The organism is Rhodospirillaceae bacterium, assembly GCA_016722635.1.
In the GTDB taxonomy this organism is placed as follows: Bacteria; Pseudomonadota; Alphaproteobacteria; order JAEUKQ01; family JAEUKQ01; genus JAEUKQ01.
This window is the reverse complement of the sequence record JADKIX010000010.1, coordinates 258257-274286: the sequence shown is the minus strand read 5'-3', so window position 1 is coordinate 274286 and position 16030 is coordinate 258257. Positions and strand designations below refer to the sequence as shown.

Genomic DNA, 16030 nt, shown 5'->3' with positions numbered 1-16030 from the left:
CTGTCGACGCCCTATACGCGGCGGCGCTTCGGTGGGCGGCAACCGTTGTGAGGCACAGGAGTTATGTCACGAATCGAACTAATGACAAAACCAGCAGCTTGCAAAGCACGCAAAGCTGATTCACGACCAGAACCAGGTCCGATGACCTCAACTTCCAAGGAAGTTACGCCATGCTCTTTCGCTTTTTTTGCAACTGTATCGGCAGCCATCTGGGCGGCATAGGGCGTTGATTTCCGCGATCCTTTGAAACCTTCCCCACCTGCAGACGACCAGGCAACTGTATTGCCCTGTAAATCAGTAATAGTAATAACAGTATTGTTAAAACTCGCATTCACATGGGCGACACCGGCACCAATGTTTTTTCTTTCCTTACGACGCAAGCGTGGGGCAGCAGCTGCTTTAGACATTTATCACCCTAATTATTATTTTTTAAAATCTGGCTAAATACGGATTAATTGTATGCAATGCTCTTAAACGGATTTCTTAGAACCAGCAACCGTTTTAATCGGTCCTTTACGGGTCCTAGCATTAGTCTTTGTTCGTTGTCCACGCACTGGCAATCCCTTGCGATGACGCAACCCTCTATAGCAAGCCATATCCATTAAGCGCTTGATATTCATAGAAATTTCGCGGCGCAAATCGCCCTCGACGCGATAATCGCGGTCGATGACTTCTCTGATTCTCAGCACATCTTCATCAGACAATTGGTGAACACGGCGTTCAATAGGGATACCGACTTTTTCACAAATTTCTAAGGAATTAATACGACCGATACCGTAAATATAGGTTAGGGCAATATGCACTCTCTTCTGAGTGGGAATATTGACACCAGCGATACGCGCCACAGGGGATCTCCTTTAACTATTCAATAGACAGAAAAATAAACATTGAAGGGCAGTTTATAAGAAATTATTGGCTGCCTGTCAATGAAGAATCTGCGTGGTTGACGGTTTACTTTCTAAAGATTTAACTATTTTTAGAATTTGTTGGTTGACTTCACCTGGCTTTTGCATTGCATCTACCCGGTATAATTTTTTTTGGCTCTGGTAGAAAGGCAGAATTTGCCCTATCTGCTGCTGATAAATCTGCAATCTGGCACGAACAGTTTCCGCATTATCATCTTTTCTTTTGGTAAATTCTTTCCCCTTACAAACATCACATATACCCTGATGTACAGGCAGCTTATTCTGTTCATGATAAGCAGCGCCGCAATTCTTACATTGAAACCGGCCAGCAATCCTTTGTACCAGAATGTCCTCTTGGATCAACAGCTCAATCACGGCATTTACAGATTTTTTTTGTGCCCCCAACATTTCATCTAAAGACTTTGCCTGGACTAAAGTGCGGGGAAACCCATCGAAGACAAACCCTTTCCGACTGACTTGTAATTCTTTTTTAATCATAGCGATCAAGATTTCGTCAGAGATTAATTTCCCCTCATCCATAGCCTGCTTCACTTGCTTGCCTAACGAGCTACCCAGGCTCACTTCTTTTCGCAGCATGTCACCTGTAGACAATTGCACCAAACCCATTGTTTCTTCCAAACATTTAGCTTGGGTTCCTTTGCCAGCACCAGGGGGACCTAACAACACCACAATCATCCGCGTGATCCCTTTAATTTTGACTTGCGGATCAATCCTTCATATTGATTGGCTAATAAGTGCGAATGTATTTGCCCCACCGTATCTATGGTAACAGAAACAATAATCAATAAACTAGTGCCCCCAAAATAGAAAGGTAAGCTGCTGTCCGCGATAACAATTTCCGGTAAAACACAGATAAAGGCGAGATAAAGAGCGCCCAGAACCGTTAATCTTGTCAAAACATAGTCAATATATTCAGCCGTTGCTTTGCCAGGACGTATACCAGGGATAAAGCCCCCGTTTTTTTTCAAATTATCGGCAGTTTCCTCAGGATTGAAAACAATAGCTGTATAGAAAAAAGCAAAAAACAAAATCAAAAGCAAATATAAAGCAATATATAACCAAGTCCCATGGTTCAAATTATTTTGCAACCACGCCAGCATACCACCTTGGCCTGAAGCAGAAAATTGGAAAATACTGATCGGCAATAGTAATAAAGAACTTGCAAAAATCGGTGGAATAACGCCAGCCGTATTCAACCTTAAAGGAAGATGCGAATTATCGCCGCCTAAAACCTTATTACCTACTTGGCGCTTAGGGTACTGAATAACCAGACGACGCTGGGCACGTTCAAAAAACACTACGATTAACACAACCAACCCAATAAATGCCAGTGTCATTAATAAAGCCAATGTTGGGCTACCCAAAAATTTTATGGAACCGGCGCGCGCCAAACTGAAAAGGTTAGCAATAGCAGAGGGGAAATTTGCAACAATACCTGCAAAAATAATCAAGGATATGCCATTGCCGATACCACGGGCCGTAATCTGTTCCCCCAACCACATTAAAAACATGGTGGCGCCCACCAAGGTAACAATCACACTAACACGGAAGAACAAACCTGGATCAAGCACAATTGAGGCACCGCCTTGGGTTCTCATGCTTTCGATAAAAGTTACGATACCAAACCCTTGCAAGGCAGCCAGAACAACAGTCCCCAACCGGGTATATTGATTTAGTTTTCTACGGCCCGCTTCCCCTTCCTTTTTTAAGGCTTCCCAGCGCGGTAACACGGCCGTCAACAATTGGACAATAATAGAGGCAGAAATATAGGGCATAATGTTCAAAGCAAATATGGTCATCCGCTGTAAAGCACCGCCACTAAACAAGTTAAAAATACCGAATATACCACCCGAATTTTGCTGCAAAACACTAGAAAAAGCGTTGGTATCTATTCCCGGCAATGGGATATATGTACCCAACCGATAAACTAACAAAGCGCCTAAGGTAAACCAAATGCGCTTCTTTAATTCCTTAGCTTTACCAAAGGCGCCTAAATTTATATTTGAAGCAAGTTGTTCGGCAGCAGAAGCCATTTTTCTTTTTAACCTATACTTTTTACTTTTTCAAAATGATAATCCAAAACAACCTTATTCGGTTATTTTTCTTCCTCGAGCTTGGCTCGAGGTGCCCGTTCCACTGTGACGGTGCCGCCTAATTTTTCAACCGCTTGGATAGCAGTCACAGAAGCGCCTGCAACTAAAATATTAATTTTGCTTTTTAATTCCCCAGCCCCAAGCAACCGAACACCATCCCGGTCATGCCCAATAACACCTGCATCACGCAGCATTGGACCCGTAATCATTTCATTAATATCCAAACGACCCTGATCAATAAATTCCTGGACTCGGCCAAGATTAACAGCAACATGCCGACGGCGGGTATAATTATTAAATCCGCGCTTGGGCATACGCATATGCAAAGGCATTTGTCCGCCTTCAAAACCATTTCCTGACCAGCCGCTGCGTGCCGTCTGTCCTTTACCGCCACGTCCAGCAGTTTTACCCTTACCCGAACCAATACCTCTTCCTAAAAGGATAGGCTTCTTTTTTGCCCCAGGTTTATCTGATAATTGATTTAATTTCATTATAGTCCTCTAAAAAACATGCAAAGGGTAATTTTACTTACGAATCAATATAACTTTAGTCAACCGCCTCAACTTTTACCAAATGCTGAACTTTAACAATCATGCCCCTGATAGAAGGATTATCAAGCAGTACACGCGAACGATGCATTTTTCCTAATCCCAATCCTTGCAATGTTATGCGCTGGCTATATTCTCGACCAATTCCGCTACCAATTTGGGTGATTTTCAACTGCTTCGCAGGTGCAGCAGCGTTGCTATTTTTAGCCATAATTATTCCCTAACCTCTGCTTGTCTTTTACTAAGGATGTCCGTTACTTTCTTTCCGCGTCTAGTGGCCACGTGGCGTGGTGAATTAGAAGAAGTCAAGGCATCAAAAGTAGCTTTCAAAACGTTATGCGGATTAGATGAGCCGACAGATTTGGCAACGATATCTTGAACACCCAAAGCTTCAAATATATACCGTACAGCCCCACCTGCGATAATACCCGTCCCAGGTTTCGCTGAACGCAAGATAATTTTGCCTGCGCCAAATCTACCCTTAATATCATGATGGATGGTGCGGCCTTCCCTTAAAGGAATGCGCACCATCGTCCGGCGCGCACGTTCCGTAGCCTTACGTACAGCTTCTGGCACTTCCTTAGCTTTCCCAGCCCCATAACCAGCACGTCCCTTCCCGTCACCAACCACAACAATGGCAGCAAAACCAAGCCTTTTACCACCTTTTACTACCTTGGTAACACGGTTGATGCCGACTAACTTCTCAATTAGCTCTGCCTCATCCTTCGTTCTTTCGCGACTACGATCCCGACGGTCGTTACGATCATTCTTGGCCATATTGTTTCTGTTCTCTATCTTCTGTGATATATTTGTAAATTAATACCTAAAACGCTAGTCCGCCTTCTCTTGCGGCATCAGCCAAGGCTTTGACCCGGCCGTGATAAATATAACTTCCGCGGTCAAAAACAACTTCTTTGACACCAGCTGCAATGGCCCTTTCAGCAATTAACTTGCCAACCGCTTGAGCAGCCTCAATATCAGCACCCGTTTTTAACTGGCTTTTTAAAGTCTGGTCAAGGGAGGAAGCAGCAGCAACCGTATGGCCACGACTATCATCAATCACTTGTACGTGAATATTTTTACCGGAGCGAAACACAGATAAGCGTGGACGACCCGCGGACTTCTCACGCAACTGCTTGCGTAACCGACGGCTACGGCGCTCTTTTAATTCAAGTCTTGTCAACATGGCTAACTCTCTACATCTAAAAAAACATTAAACAACCAATAAGCAATTACTTCTTCTTGCCTTCTTTACGCCGGACTTTTTCTGTGCTGTATTTAATCCCCTTGCCCTGGTAAGGCTCAGGCGGCCTAAAAGATCTTATTTCGGATGCAACCTGGCCAACACGCTGCTTATCAAGCCCACTCACCGTAACAACGTTAGCTTTATCTCCACTAACTTTAACCGTCACATCCGCAGGAATCGGGTAAACTATATCATGGCTATAGCCAACCTGCAATTGCAACGACTTTGCTTGGACGGCAGCACGGAATCCAACACCATTAATTTCAAGAATTTTTGAATATCCCTCTGAAACCCCCATTACCAAATTCCGCAGTAAATTACGGGCTGTTCCCCACATAACTTTCCCTTGCTTATTATCCTTGACAGGGCTGACAATTAGCTTATCGCTTTGTTGCTCAATCTTGACCTGATCACCTACATACAACGCAAGCTCACCCATTTTACCTTTTGCTTTCACCGTTGTTCCAACCACTTGGATATTAACACCAGCAGGGAGTATAACGGGATTTCTTCCAATACGAGACATAATCAAATTTTCCTAAAAAACGCGACATAGTAATTCGCCACCTGTATGGGCAGCACGAGCTTCACTATCCGTCATCACTCCTTGCGGTGTGGACAAAATAGCAACCCCCAATCCATTATAAACCCTTGGAATACTAACGACACCCACATAAATGCGGCGCCCGGGTTTCGATACACGAGTAATTTCGCGAATCACAGGCTGGCCTTCAAAATACTTTAATTCAATATTTAAAGAATTTTTTCCTGAATCTCCATCAATTGCCTGGTAATCGCGAATGTAACCTTCCTTTTTCAAAACCGCAAGAACGTTTTCCTGCAATTTAGATTTAGGGGCGGAAACTTTGGATAAACCAGCCTTTTGGCCGTTCCTAATACGAGTGAGCATATCACCTAAAGGATCTGTTACTGACATCTTTTCGTCCTCAATTACTTACCAACTAGCTTTGACCATACCAGGGATCTGACCATTTGAGGCCAGCTTCCGAAGTGATAATCGTGATAATTTAAATTTCTGATAATTCCCACGGGCACGACCCGTCAACAAACAACGCAGGCGGACACGTGTTTTTGATGAATTCCTTGGAAGTTGGGCCAGTTTCATCTGAGCCGTAAAACGTTCCTCCATCGGGGTATCAGCATTCATAATCAAATCTTTCAACACTTGCCGGCGAACAGCATATTGCTGGGTTAGCCGTTCGCGTTTTTTATTATTTTCAATTGAGCTAGTCTTTGCCATTTTGTCTCCCTTAAGACATTTCAATTAAGCGGTTAAAGGCATATCAAAAGCCTTTAACAAAGCTTTTGCCTCATCATTTGTTTTAGCAGACGTCACGATGATAATATCCATTCCTCTGATTTGATCAATTTTGTCGTAATTGATTTCAGGAAACACGATCTGTTCTTTTAATCCGAAAGAATAATTGCCAGCACCATCAAAACTTTTACCAGAAATACCGCGGAAATCGCGGACACGGGGTAAAGCGATGGTTACCAAGCGATCCAAAAATTCATACATCCGGTTGCCGCGTAACGTGACTTTGCAACCAATGGGCATCCCTTGGCGCAGTTTAAATGTCGCAATTGATTTTCTTGCCTTTGTTACAACAGGCTTCTGCCCCGTGATCAATGTTAATTCTTCAACAGCGGTATTAATTTTTTTACTGTCTTGTGCCGCCTTACCAACCCCCATATTGACCACAATTTTTTCCAAACGGGGAGTTTGCATCACGTTCTTGTAACCAAAATCTTTCATCAACTTTGGGCGGATCACATTATAATAATTTTCTTTAAAGCGTGCCATAATTTACCTCTTTAACGATCGATAGGTTGGCCGGAGCGACGCGCAACGCGAATCTTACGACCTTCCAAAATTTGATAGCCAACTTTTGTCGGCTTCCCTTCAACTGGATCAATATGGGCAACATTAGAAATATGAATAGTTGCCTCTTTTTCTACCATTCCACCAGCGGATTTTGCAGATGGCTTCGTGTGCCTTTTAACCAAATTAGCACCTTGCACAATGACCCGCTCATCTTCCCGTAAGACTTTTAGGACTTCGCCCTGCTGCCCTTTGCTGCGACCTGAAATCACAACAACTTTATCGCCCTTTTTAATTTTAAATTTCGCTGGCATATTAAGAACCTATATTTATCTTTCTTGCTAACCAAAACATACAATAATTATTGATGAATACTAATCAAGATAACCTTTAGCTTTACAAAACCTCTGGGGCTAAAGAAATGATCTTCATAAAATTCTTTGACCTTAGTTCTCGGGTGACGGGACCAAAAATACGGGTTCCAATCGGCTCACGCTGCTTATTAATTAATACTGCTGCATTAGCGTCAAAACGGATGGAGGTTCCGTCATTACGGTGTATATGGCGTGAGGTACGCACAATAACCGCTTGATGGACATCTCCCTTTTTAACACGACCGCGAGGGATGGCATCTTTAACAGAAACGACAATAATGTCACCAACTGTTGCATAGCGCCGCATAGAGCCGCCCAAAACTTTTATACACTGAACCCGCTTGGCTCCAGAATTATCGGCAACTTCTAAATTTGATTGCATTTGAATCATAATTATATCTCCTGGGCCGAAGCTGTTGATTCATTCGCGCCGTTTGATTGTGTCCCTTTGCGAGAAATCACTTCCCACTTCTTGGTTTTAGAAATCGGCGGACATTCTTGAATTTCAACAACATCTCCCATCCGGCAGGCACCTTCTGCATCATGGGCAGAATACTTTTTATACTTGCGCAGATATTTATGATAAAGCGAATGCATGACTCGGCGTTCCACTTGAACAACAACGGTTTTCTGCATCTTATCGCTAACCACAACTCCTTGTAACACACGTTTCGACATTTTAAAAAATCCTTAATAAATTCTATAGCCAAAGCGATAAACTAATTTGACTCTTTGGTAGCCTGATGTTGTTGATTCAAAAACGTTAATACACGAGCAGCCTGACGACGCACTACACGAATGCGGTTGCTATTTTGTAATTGACCATTGACTTGCTGAAAACGCAAATTAAAACTTTCTTTTTTCAAAGAAACGAGTTCAGCCTGTAATTGATCTACCGTTTTCCCACGCAAATCTTCTTGCTTCATAACTTACTTCTCCTCAACAAAACGAGCAATAAAGCGCGTTGTTATAGGTAATTTAGCGGAAGCTAACTCAAAAGCACGCTTAGCTAAATCCACCGGAACCCCATCAATCTCAAACATTATCCGCCCAGGCTTCACCCGTGCCACCCAAAATTCGGGCGATCCCTTGCCACTACCCATCCGGACTTCAGCGGGCTTGACCGACACAGGGACATCCGGAAAAATCCTGATCCAAATACGACCTAACCTTTTCATATGCCTAGTAATGGCTCGTCTGGCTGACTCAATCTGCCTTGCAGATACTCGCCCAGGTTCCGTTGCCTTTAAGCCAAAGGAGCCGAAATTCAGGGAAGTCGCAGACCGCGACAACCCATGAATGCGCCCTTTATGAGCCTTACGATATTTCGTTCTTTTTGGTGCTAACATGTTAAACTACCTTTTACCCGTTTTCCTTATACCGCTTTCGTAGGTGATGATTCTTGCAGCTTCTTATCTTGTGCCATTGGGTCATGGGCCATAATATCACCTTTATAAACCCAAACCTTAATTCCACATGTTCCATACGTTGTCATTGCCGTTGCCTGGCCATGATCGATATCGGCACGCAATGTATGTAAGGGAACACGCCCCTCACGGTACCATTCAACCCGCGCAATTTCTGCGCCGCCCAAGCGGCCGCCACAATTGATCCTTATACCCAAAGCCCCTAAACGCATGGCGGACTGCACAGCCCGTTTCATGGCACGGCGGAAAGCAACCCGACGCTCTAATTGTTGCGCAATACCCTCCGCAATTAATTTAGCATCGAGCTCCGGTTTGCGAATCTCCACGATATTTAAACTGACGTCGCTTTTCGCTAACTTACTAAGATCGCTACGTAATTTTTCAATATCCGTTCCCTTTTTACCAATCACAACCCCAGGGCGCGCACTATGAATAGTAATCTTAGCCTTTTTGGTTGGCCTTTCAATAACGATACGGCTAACACCAGCTTGTTCCAAACGTTTCATCAGATAACGGCGTAATTCCAAATCTTGATGTAATAACTCTGCATATTTACCGGCTGGGGCGTACCAGCGTGAATCCCACGTCTTGTTGATTCCCAGACGTAAGCTGGTAGGGTTAACTTTCTGACCCATTTAAGAATTCTCCTTCTGCTGACTTTGCTCACGCACCACGACGGTAAGGTGGCTCCAAATTTTTTCTACCCGGGCCCCACGTCCACGCGCGCGGGCATGAAAACGCTTCATGATAAAAGCTCTGCCAACCGTAGCTTCCGACACATAGAGACGATCAATGTCTAATTGATGATTATTTTCTGCATTCGCGATGGCTGACTGCAAGGCTTTCTTAACTTCATTGGCGATTCGACGTTTCGACAATGTTAAATGGGCAAGGGCTGGCTGAACAGGCAATCCCCTGATCATCTGAGCCACCAAATTTAACTTCTGTGGACTGCCTTTTAAATTATAAACTTTTGCCACAGCTTCCGTATCGGCGAAGCGACGAACTGTTTTCTTCTTACTCATTTTTATGTCCTTTTAGCCTTTTTATCACCAGCATGACCCACAAAGGTGCGTGTTGGAGAAAATTCACCAAATTTATGACCAATCATATTTTCCGTAACAAATACCGGCAAAAACTTACGGCCATTGTAAACACCGAAAGTTAATCCTACAAATTGAGGAAGAACAGTCGAACGTCTAGACCAAATCTTAATGACTTCATTGCGACCCGAAGCACGCGATACATCAGCCTTCTTTAACAAATAACCGTCAACAAAAGGGCCTTTCCAAATCGAACGGGGCATACCTTATAATCTCCTTACCTAATTCACAACATGACGGCTGCGGATAATGAAGCCATCGGTTTTCTTGTTATGGCGCGTTTTGTTACCTTTTGTTCCCTTACCCCAAGGAGTCTTGGGATGCGTTCCTTTATTACCACGTCCCCCATGAGGATGGTCAACTGGGTTCATGGCGTTACCACGAACGGTCATCCGAACACCCATCCAACGATGACGACCCGCCTTACCAATTTTGACGTTTTGTTGGTCAGGATTTGAAATTGCGCCAATTGTTGCCATGCATTCAGCCCGGACAATACGCAACTCGCCTGAACTCATCCGCAACTGGATATAAGACCCATCACGACCGACGATTTGCACATAAGAACCTGCGGCACGAGCAAACTGGCCGCCCTTACCTGGTTTTAATTCCACATTATGTACAATCGTACCAACTGGGATGCTTTTTAAAGGCATGGCATTTCCCGGCTTCACATCAACCCGCTCACCTGAAATCACTTGATCACCAGCTTTCAAGCGTTGCGGCGCTAAAATATAGCTTTGCTCACCATCTTCGTACTTAATTAAAGCAATAAAAGCGGTGCGATTTGGATCATACTCCAACCGCTCAACAACTGCTGGCATATCAAATTTACGACGCTTAAAATCAACTAAACGATACAGTTGTTTATGACCGCCGCCAATCCGCCAAGCGGTAATACGGCCGTTGTTATTACGCCCACCTGATTTTCGCAAACCTTCTGTTAAAGATTTTTCAGGCCGCCCCTTATATAAATCAGAACGGTCAACTAAAATAAGTCCGCGACTGGATGGGGTAACCGGCCTATAAGTTTTTAATGCCATAGTTCCTAAACTCCAGTATTTACATCAATACTTTGGCCTTCTGCCAAAGTAACAATAGCTTTTTTATAATCAGAACGCACACCGCGGCGACCGCGAAACAATTTCACCTTGCCCTTCTGACGCAGCGTATTTACAGCAACAACTTTCACTTTAAAAACCGTCTCGACTGCTTCCCGAACCTCAATTTTGGTTGCTGTCAAAGGAACATGGAAGGTAAATTGCCGAAATTGCGAAACAAAAGTTGCTTTTTCCGTAATAATTGGCGAGCGGATCATGTCATACATCGATGCTAAGTTCTTATTGTCCTCAACAGCGGCTTCTTTCTTCTTTATCATGCCAATCTCTCCTCTAAACTACGCACAGCCGACTGAGTTAGCACCAGCATATCGTGACGTAAAATGTCATAAACATTCGCCCCTTGCTGTGGTAAAATGTCAAAATGAGATAAACTAGAAGACGCGCGCACCAAATTTTCATTTAACTCGTTGCCATCAATAAGCAATACTGACTTCCAACCAAATTTTTCAACCGTCATAGCTAAATCTTTAGTTTTTGCCGAATCTAAAGCAGCATTGTCCAAAATTAATAATTTACCTTCTGCTTGCTTGACAGATAAAGCGGTTTTTAAAGCAAGTTTACGAACTTTCTTATTCAAATCATGAGCGTGGCTACGAACAACCGGACCGAAAATCACGGCTCCCTTACGGAACTGCGGCGAACGCAAGCTACCTTGACGCGCTTGACCAGTTCCTTTCTGCGCCCATGGCTTTTTGGTCGTTCCACTAATATCACCAATTTCTTTACTTTTATGGTTTCCAGAACGGCGCTTAGCTAATTGCCAATTAATAGTCCTGGACAGAAGATCCTTACGACTAGGCAACCCAAAGACATGATCGGACAAATCAATTTCACCGACTTGTTGATTATCCAAAGAATAAAGCTGAACTTTCATAATGATACCTGTTATTCGATTATACTGTTTGGGCGATAGCGGCCGGGAAAGGTAAATCCTTGTGGATCTTCTTAACCGAATCACGCACCAATAAATACCCACCTTCTGCACCCGGGACAGAACCTTTTATTAAAATCAACCCCTTTTCTTTATTGGTCATAACAACTTGTAAATTCTGTACGGTGACACGCACCTGGCCCATGTGACCAGCCATTCTTTTACCCGGAAAAACACGTCCAGGATCTTGGCGATTACCTGTAGAACCATGACTACGGTGAGAAACGGAGACACCGTGGCTGGCCCTTAACCCACCAAAATTATGGCGCTTCATAGCCCCAGCAAATCCCCGACCGATTGTAATGCCCGCCACATCAACAAACTGCCCGGTAGCAAAATGATCTACAGTGATTTCCACACCCGCCTGCAATAAAGCATCATCTGAAACCCGGAATTCTGCAAGCTTACGCTTCGGCTCAACTTTAGCTTTTGCAAAATGGCCGCGTTGTGGCTTGCTGACGTTTTTGACTTTCGCCTTACCAACCCCAAGTTGGATGGCACTATATCCATCTTTTTCTTGCGTCTTCACTGCGACAACCTGGCAAGATTCAATCTTCAAAACCGTTACCGGAACAGGCGTCCCATCTTGCTGAAAATATTGTGTCATACCCACTTTTTGGGCAATTAAACCAGTACGCATAAAACCACCAAATCAAAAAATTATATTTTACTAACTTTTTTAATAGCCATCATTCAAATAAAACAACTTAATTGAACAACTTCCCCTAGCCTTAGTTTCTTAACTTAATTTCCACATCCACGCCTGCGGCCAAATCTAGTTTCATTAAAGCATCAACCGTTTGCGGTGTGGGCTCAACAATCTCCATTAACCTTTTATGAGTCCGAATTTCAAATTGCTCACGACTTTTCTTATCACCATGTGGTGAGCGCAGGACTGTATATCTTTCAATCTGATTTGGCAAGGGGATCGGACCCCTAATTTTTGCACCCGTTCTTTTAGCAGTATTTACAATCTCGCTAGTTGATTGATCCAACAAACGATGGTCAAAAGCTTTTAAACGAATACGTATATTTTGATTTTCCATTTTCTACATCTTACAAGAGTTAATTATTCGACGATTTTGGTGACGACACCGGCACCAACAGTCTTGCCGCCCTCACGGATAGCAAAACGCAACCCCTCATCCATGGCAATCGGCGCAATCAACTGCACATCCACCGCTATATTATCACCCGGCATCACCATCTCCGTACCAGCAGGCAACTGCACCACTCCCGTCACATCCGTCGTCCGAAAGTAAAATTGCGGCCGGTAATTCGTAAAGAACGGCGTATGACGCCCGCCCTCTTCTTTCTTTAAAATATACGCCTCCGCCTTAAATTTCGTGTGCGGCGTAATCGACCCAGGCTTCGCCAATACCTGCCCACGCTCCACATCCTCTCGCTTCGTCCCGCGTAACAACGCCCCCACATTGTCCCCTGCCTCTCCACTGTCCAACAACTTCCGGAACATCTCAACTCCCGTCACTGTCGTCTTAACCGTATCCTTCAACCCGATAATCTCCACTTCCTCCCCTACCTTCACAACACCCCGCTCAATTCGCCCTGTCACCACCGTCCCTCGCCCAGAGATCGAAAACACATCCTCAATCGGCATCAAAAATGCCTTGTCCTTCGGACGCACAGGCTGCGGAATATACGTGTCAATCGCTTCCATCAACTTCAGTATCGCTTCCTTCCCAAGCTGCGGATTAGTCCCATTCACCGCACTCAACGCAGACCCTCGCACAATCGGTATCTTGTCCCCAGGGTAGTTATAATGCGTCAATAAATCCCTAATCTCCAATTCCACCAAGTCCAATAACTCCGGATCATCCACCTTGTCCACTTTGTTCAAAAATACCACCAACGCCGGCACACCCACCTGCCGCGCCAATAATATATGTTCACGTGTCTGCGGCATCGGCCCGTCTTCCGCTGATACCACCAATATCGCCCCCGTCCATCTGCGCCGCACCCGTTATCATGTTCTTCACATAATCCGCATGCCCAGGACAGTCCACATGCGCATAGTGCCGCCCCTTCGTCTCATATTCCACATGCGACGTCGCAATCGTCAATATCTTCGTCGGATCCCTCCGCCCCTGCGACTCAGACGCCTTCGCTACCTCATCATACGCCACATACTTCGTCTTCCCATATACCTCCGCAGAGATCTTCGTCAACGCCGCAGTCGTCGTCGTCTTACCATGATCAACGTGCCCTATCGTCCCTACGTTACAGTGCAACTTCGTCCGCTCAAATCTCGCTTTCGCCATCTCTTTATTCCTTATTGCTAAACAATCATCATACTAAATTTTTAGGCGTATTTAGCCTTAACTTCCTCGGCAACCGCTGGCGGCACTTGTTCATAATGATCAAAGTGCATCGTGTATTGCGCACGCCCCTGGCTCATTGAACGCAAGCTATTGACATAGCCAAACATGTTTGCCAATGGAACCATGGCAGCAATAACTTTAGCGTTTCCTTGGGCAGTCATATTGTTAATTTGACCGCGCCGACTATTTAATTCACCAATGATATCGCCCATGTAGTCCTCGGGAGTCACGACCTCGACTCGCATAATCGGCTCCAACAACCGTGCACCGGCCTTCGGCATAGCTTCACGGAAACAAGCGCGACTGGCAATATCAAAAGTTAAAGCATTAGAGTCAACGGTATGATATCCGCCGTCAATTAGGGTTGCCTTAAAATCAATGACCGGAAACCCTGCAATCACCCCTGTTTCCTTTACCGCCGTCAAGCCTTTTTCAACACCCGGTATATACTCCTTAGGAACCGCACCACCCACTACCGCATTCACAAACTCAAATCCACTGCCAGCGGGGAGAGGCTCAAAACGGATTTTGACTTTCGCATACTGCCCAGATCCACCGGTTTGTTTCTTATGTGTATAATCATACTCAATCATTTTGGTAATCGTTTCACGGTACGCAACTTGTGGCGCACCCACATTGGCTTCGACACTGTATTCGCGCTTCATCCGATCAATAATAATTTCTAAGTGTAATTCACCCATCCCCTTAATAACAGTTTGGCCACTTTCCTGATCAACGCTGACACGGAAAGACGGATCTTCCTGTGCCAATCGGTTTAAAGCAACACCCATCTTCTCCTGATCAGCCTTGCTTTTAGGCTCCACCGCCACTTCAATAACGGGCTCGGGGAATTCCATACGTTCCAGCAGCACTGGGTTCGTCACATCACATAACGTATCACCGGTTGTGGTTGTTTTTAATCCTATTAACGCCACAATGTCCCCTGCCCGGCCTTCTTTAATCTCCTCAGGCTCATCAGCATGCATCAATAACATACGCCCGATTCGCTCTTTTTTATCCTTTACCGTATTCAAGACAGTCGAACTAGTCGAGAGAATCCCCGAATAAATACGGACATAAGTCAAGGGAACACGGTGTTTATCCGCCATAATCTTAAAGGCTAATCCTGAAAATGGCTCATCGTCATTACACCGGCGCTCAATCTCTTTCGCCCCGTCCAAACTATGACCAATTACCGAACCAACATCCTTAGGTGAGGGTAAGTAATCCACCACGGCATCCAGCAATAATTGCACACCCTTATTTTTAAAGGCACTGCCGCAAATAACTGGGAAAAAATTTCCTTTAATCGTACCCTTACGGATTAAGCGGCGTAAATTCACCTCATCCGGCTCAACCCCATCCAAATAAGCTTCCATAACCGCATCATCGACTTCCACGGCCATTTCGATCAGTTTAGCCCTTTCCTCGAGAGCTTTTTTCTTTAAATTGGCAGGGATTTCCCCAACAACGAATTCCGCCCCCAAGGTCTCATCTTTCCAGACGATTCCCTTCATGGAAACCAAATCCACCACGCCGGTGAAAGAGCTTTCTTCACCAATCGGAAGTTGCAGCACCAGCGGTTTTGCCCCCAAACGATCCTTGATCATTTCGATAGAACGGGGATAGTCAGCCCCAACTCGATCCATTTTATTAATAAAGCAAATCCGCGGCACTTTATATTTATCTGCCTGCCGCCAAACAGTTTCTGACTGCGGCTCAACCCCTGAAACACTGTCAAAAACAGCCACAGCTCCATCGAGGACACGCAAGGACCGCTCAACTTCGATCGTGAAATCGACGTGACCCGGAGTATCAATGATATTAATGCGGTGCTTGCGCCAAAAGCAAGTGGTGGCCGCCGCTGAAATCGTAATACCACGTTCACGCTCCTGCTCCATCGAGTCCATCACCGTCGTACCCTCATGGACTTCACCCATTTTATAGGATTTACCCGTATAATAAAGAATACGTTCGGTCGTAGTGGTCTTACCGGCATCAATATGAGCCATAATTCCAATATTGCGATAATGTTCAATCGGCGTAACTCGTGACATCCTAAATACCCAATCTTATTGC

26 protein-coding genes and 1 pseudogene are annotated in these 16030 nt (G+C 44.8%); all 27 read right to left on the bottom strand.

What is annotated here, in order from left to right:
- Nucleotides 1–11: 11 nt before the first annotated feature.
- The 27 genes and pseudogenes from rpsK to fusA all read right to left on the bottom strand — a co-directional run bounded on the left by rpsK (nt 12) and on the right by fusA (nt 16008).
- On the bottom strand, nt 12–407 hold the full coding sequence (rpsK, locus tag IPP67_05610; GenBank protein ID MBL0338645.1) for a 30S ribosomal protein S11: 396 nt from the start codon (nt 405–407) through the stop codon (nt 12–14).
- A gap of 63 nt (nt 408–470) precedes the next feature.
- Complete coding sequence (gene rpsM, locus IPP67_05605; GenBank protein ID MBL0338644.1) at nt 471–845, bottom strand: 30S ribosomal protein S13; 375 nt, start codon at nt 843–845, stop codon at nt 471–473.
- 78 nt (nt 846–923) lie between these two features.
- The gene (locus tag IPP67_05600) at nt 924–1601 is read right to left on the bottom strand and encodes an adenylate kinase (protein ID MBL0338643.1); all 678 of its coding nucleotides are present in this window, start codon (nt 1599–1601) and stop codon (nt 924–926) included.
- Nucleotides 1598–2959, bottom strand: coding sequence for a preprotein translocase subunit SecY (secY, locus tag IPP67_05595; GenBank protein ID MBL0338642.1), 1362 nt, complete (start codon nt 2957–2959; stop codon nt 1598–1600). Before secY ends, IPP67_05600 begins: the two co-directional genes overlap by 4 nt.
- A 62-nt stretch (nt 2960–3021) precedes the next feature.
- Nucleotides 3022–3510: a 50S ribosomal protein L15 gene (locus IPP67_05590; protein ID MBL0338641.1), complete on the bottom strand. Its 489-nt coding sequence runs from the start codon at nt 3508–3510 to the stop codon at nt 3022–3024.
- A gap of 55 nt (nt 3511–3565) precedes the next feature.
- A complete protein-coding gene (gene rpmD, locus IPP67_05585; GenBank protein MBL0338640.1) occupies nt 3566–3778 on the bottom strand; it encodes a 50S ribosomal protein L30 in 213 nt (70 codons plus the stop codon).
- 2 nt (nt 3779–3780) lie between these two features.
- Nucleotides 3781–4344, bottom strand: a complete 564-nt coding sequence (gene rpsE / locus IPP67_05580) for a 30S ribosomal protein S5 (protein ID MBL0338639.1) — start codon at nt 4342–4344, stop codon at nt 3781–3783.
- A gap of 46 nt (nt 4345–4390) precedes the next feature.
- On the bottom strand, nt 4391–4753 hold the full coding sequence (gene rplR / locus IPP67_05575) for a 50S ribosomal protein L18 (GenBank protein ID MBL0338638.1): 363 nt from the start codon (nt 4751–4753) through the stop codon (nt 4391–4393).
- A 46-nt stretch (nt 4754–4799) separates the two neighbouring features.
- A complete protein-coding gene (rplF, locus tag IPP67_05570) occupies nt 4800–5339 on the bottom strand; it encodes a 50S ribosomal protein L6 (protein ID MBL0338637.1) in 540 nt (179 codons plus the stop codon).
- 12 nt (nt 5340–5351) lie between these two features.
- A complete protein-coding gene (gene rpsH, locus IPP67_05565; protein MBL0338636.1) occupies nt 5352–5750 on the bottom strand; it encodes a 30S ribosomal protein S8 in 399 nt (132 codons plus the stop codon).
- 18 nt (nt 5751–5768) lie between these two features.
- Complete coding sequence (rpsN, locus tag IPP67_05560; GenBank protein ID MBL0338635.1) at nt 5769–6074, bottom strand: 30S ribosomal protein S14; 306 nt, start codon at nt 6072–6074, stop codon at nt 5769–5771.
- Between the two features lie 24 nt (nt 6075–6098).
- Entirely contained in the window at nt 6099–6638 is a 540-nt protein-coding gene (gene rplE / locus IPP67_05555; protein ID MBL0338634.1) for a 50S ribosomal protein L5, read from the bottom strand.
- Nucleotides 6639–6649: 11 nt separating this feature from the next.
- Nucleotides 6650–6970: a 50S ribosomal protein L24 gene (gene rplX / locus IPP67_05550; GenBank protein MBL0338633.1), complete on the bottom strand. Its 321-nt coding sequence runs from the start codon at nt 6968–6970 to the stop codon at nt 6650–6652.
- A gap of 82 nt (nt 6971–7052) precedes the next feature.
- Nucleotides 7053–7421: a 50S ribosomal protein L14 gene (rplN, locus tag IPP67_05545; GenBank protein MBL0338632.1), complete on the bottom strand. Its 369-nt coding sequence runs from the start codon at nt 7419–7421 to the stop codon at nt 7053–7055.
- Nucleotides 7422–7423: 2 nt separating this feature from the next.
- Nucleotides 7424–7708: a 30S ribosomal protein S17 gene (rpsQ, locus tag IPP67_05540; GenBank protein ID MBL0338631.1), complete on the bottom strand. Its 285-nt coding sequence runs from the start codon at nt 7706–7708 to the stop codon at nt 7424–7426.
- A 41-nt stretch (nt 7709–7749) separates the two neighbouring features.
- Nucleotides 7750–7956, bottom strand: a complete 207-nt coding sequence (gene rpmC, locus IPP67_05535) for a 50S ribosomal protein L29 (protein ID MBL0338630.1) — start codon at nt 7954–7956, stop codon at nt 7750–7752.
- Between the two features lie 3 nt (nt 7957–7959).
- Complete coding sequence (gene rplP / locus IPP67_05530) at nt 7960–8379, bottom strand: 50S ribosomal protein L16 (GenBank protein MBL0338629.1); 420 nt, start codon at nt 8377–8379, stop codon at nt 7960–7962.
- 26 nt (nt 8380–8405) lie between these two features.
- On the bottom strand, nt 8406–9092 hold the full coding sequence (gene rpsC, locus IPP67_05525) for a 30S ribosomal protein S3 (GenBank protein MBL0338628.1): 687 nt from the start codon (nt 9090–9092) through the stop codon (nt 8406–8408).
- On the bottom strand, nt 9093–9482 hold the full coding sequence (gene rplV, locus IPP67_05520) for a 50S ribosomal protein L22 (protein MBL0338627.1): 390 nt from the start codon (nt 9480–9482) through the stop codon (nt 9093–9095). It abuts the gene before it with no gap.
- Between the two features lie 2 nt (nt 9483–9484).
- On the bottom strand, nt 9485–9763 hold the full coding sequence (gene rpsS / locus IPP67_05515; GenBank protein MBL0338626.1) for a 30S ribosomal protein S19: 279 nt from the start codon (nt 9761–9763) through the stop codon (nt 9485–9487).
- An 18-nt stretch (nt 9764–9781) separates the two neighbouring features.
- Nucleotides 9782–10603 (bottom strand): 50S ribosomal protein L2, encoded by an 822-nt coding sequence (rplB, locus tag IPP67_05510; GenBank protein MBL0338625.1) that lies wholly within the window; start codon nt 10601–10603, stop codon nt 9782–9784.
- A 5-nt stretch (nt 10604–10608) separates the two neighbouring features.
- Nucleotides 10609–10938 carry a 50S ribosomal protein L23 gene (locus tag IPP67_05505; protein MBL0338624.1) on the bottom strand — a complete coding sequence of 110 codons (330 nt, stop codon included), beginning with the start codon at nt 10936–10938 and terminating at the stop codon, nt 10609–10611.
- The gene (gene rplD / locus IPP67_05500) at nt 10935–11555 is read right to left on the bottom strand and encodes a 50S ribosomal protein L4 (protein MBL0338623.1); all 621 of its coding nucleotides are present in this window, start codon (nt 11553–11555) and stop codon (nt 10935–10937) included. The genes IPP67_05505 and rplD overlap by 4 nt, the downstream gene beginning before the upstream one ends.
- Nucleotides 11556–11574: 19 nt before the next feature.
- The gene (gene rplC / locus IPP67_05495) at nt 11575–12252 is read right to left on the bottom strand and encodes a 50S ribosomal protein L3 (GenBank protein MBL0338622.1); all 678 of its coding nucleotides are present in this window, start codon (nt 12250–12252) and stop codon (nt 11575–11577) included.
- A gap of 91 nt (nt 12253–12343) precedes the next feature.
- Nucleotides 12344–12658, bottom strand: coding sequence for a 30S ribosomal protein S10 (rpsJ, locus tag IPP67_05490; GenBank protein ID MBL0338621.1), 315 nt, complete (start codon nt 12656–12658; stop codon nt 12344–12346).
- Nucleotides 12659–12681: 23 nt separating this feature from the next.
- A pseudogene (gene tuf, locus IPP67_05485) lies at nt 12682–13891 on the bottom strand (elongation factor Tu).
- A 41-nt stretch (nt 13892–13932) separates the two neighbouring features.
- On the bottom strand, nt 13933–16008 hold the full coding sequence (gene fusA / locus IPP67_05480; GenBank protein MBL0338620.1) for an elongation factor G: 2076 nt from the start codon (nt 16006–16008) through the stop codon (nt 13933–13935).
- Nucleotides 16009–16030: the final 22 nt, after the last annotated feature.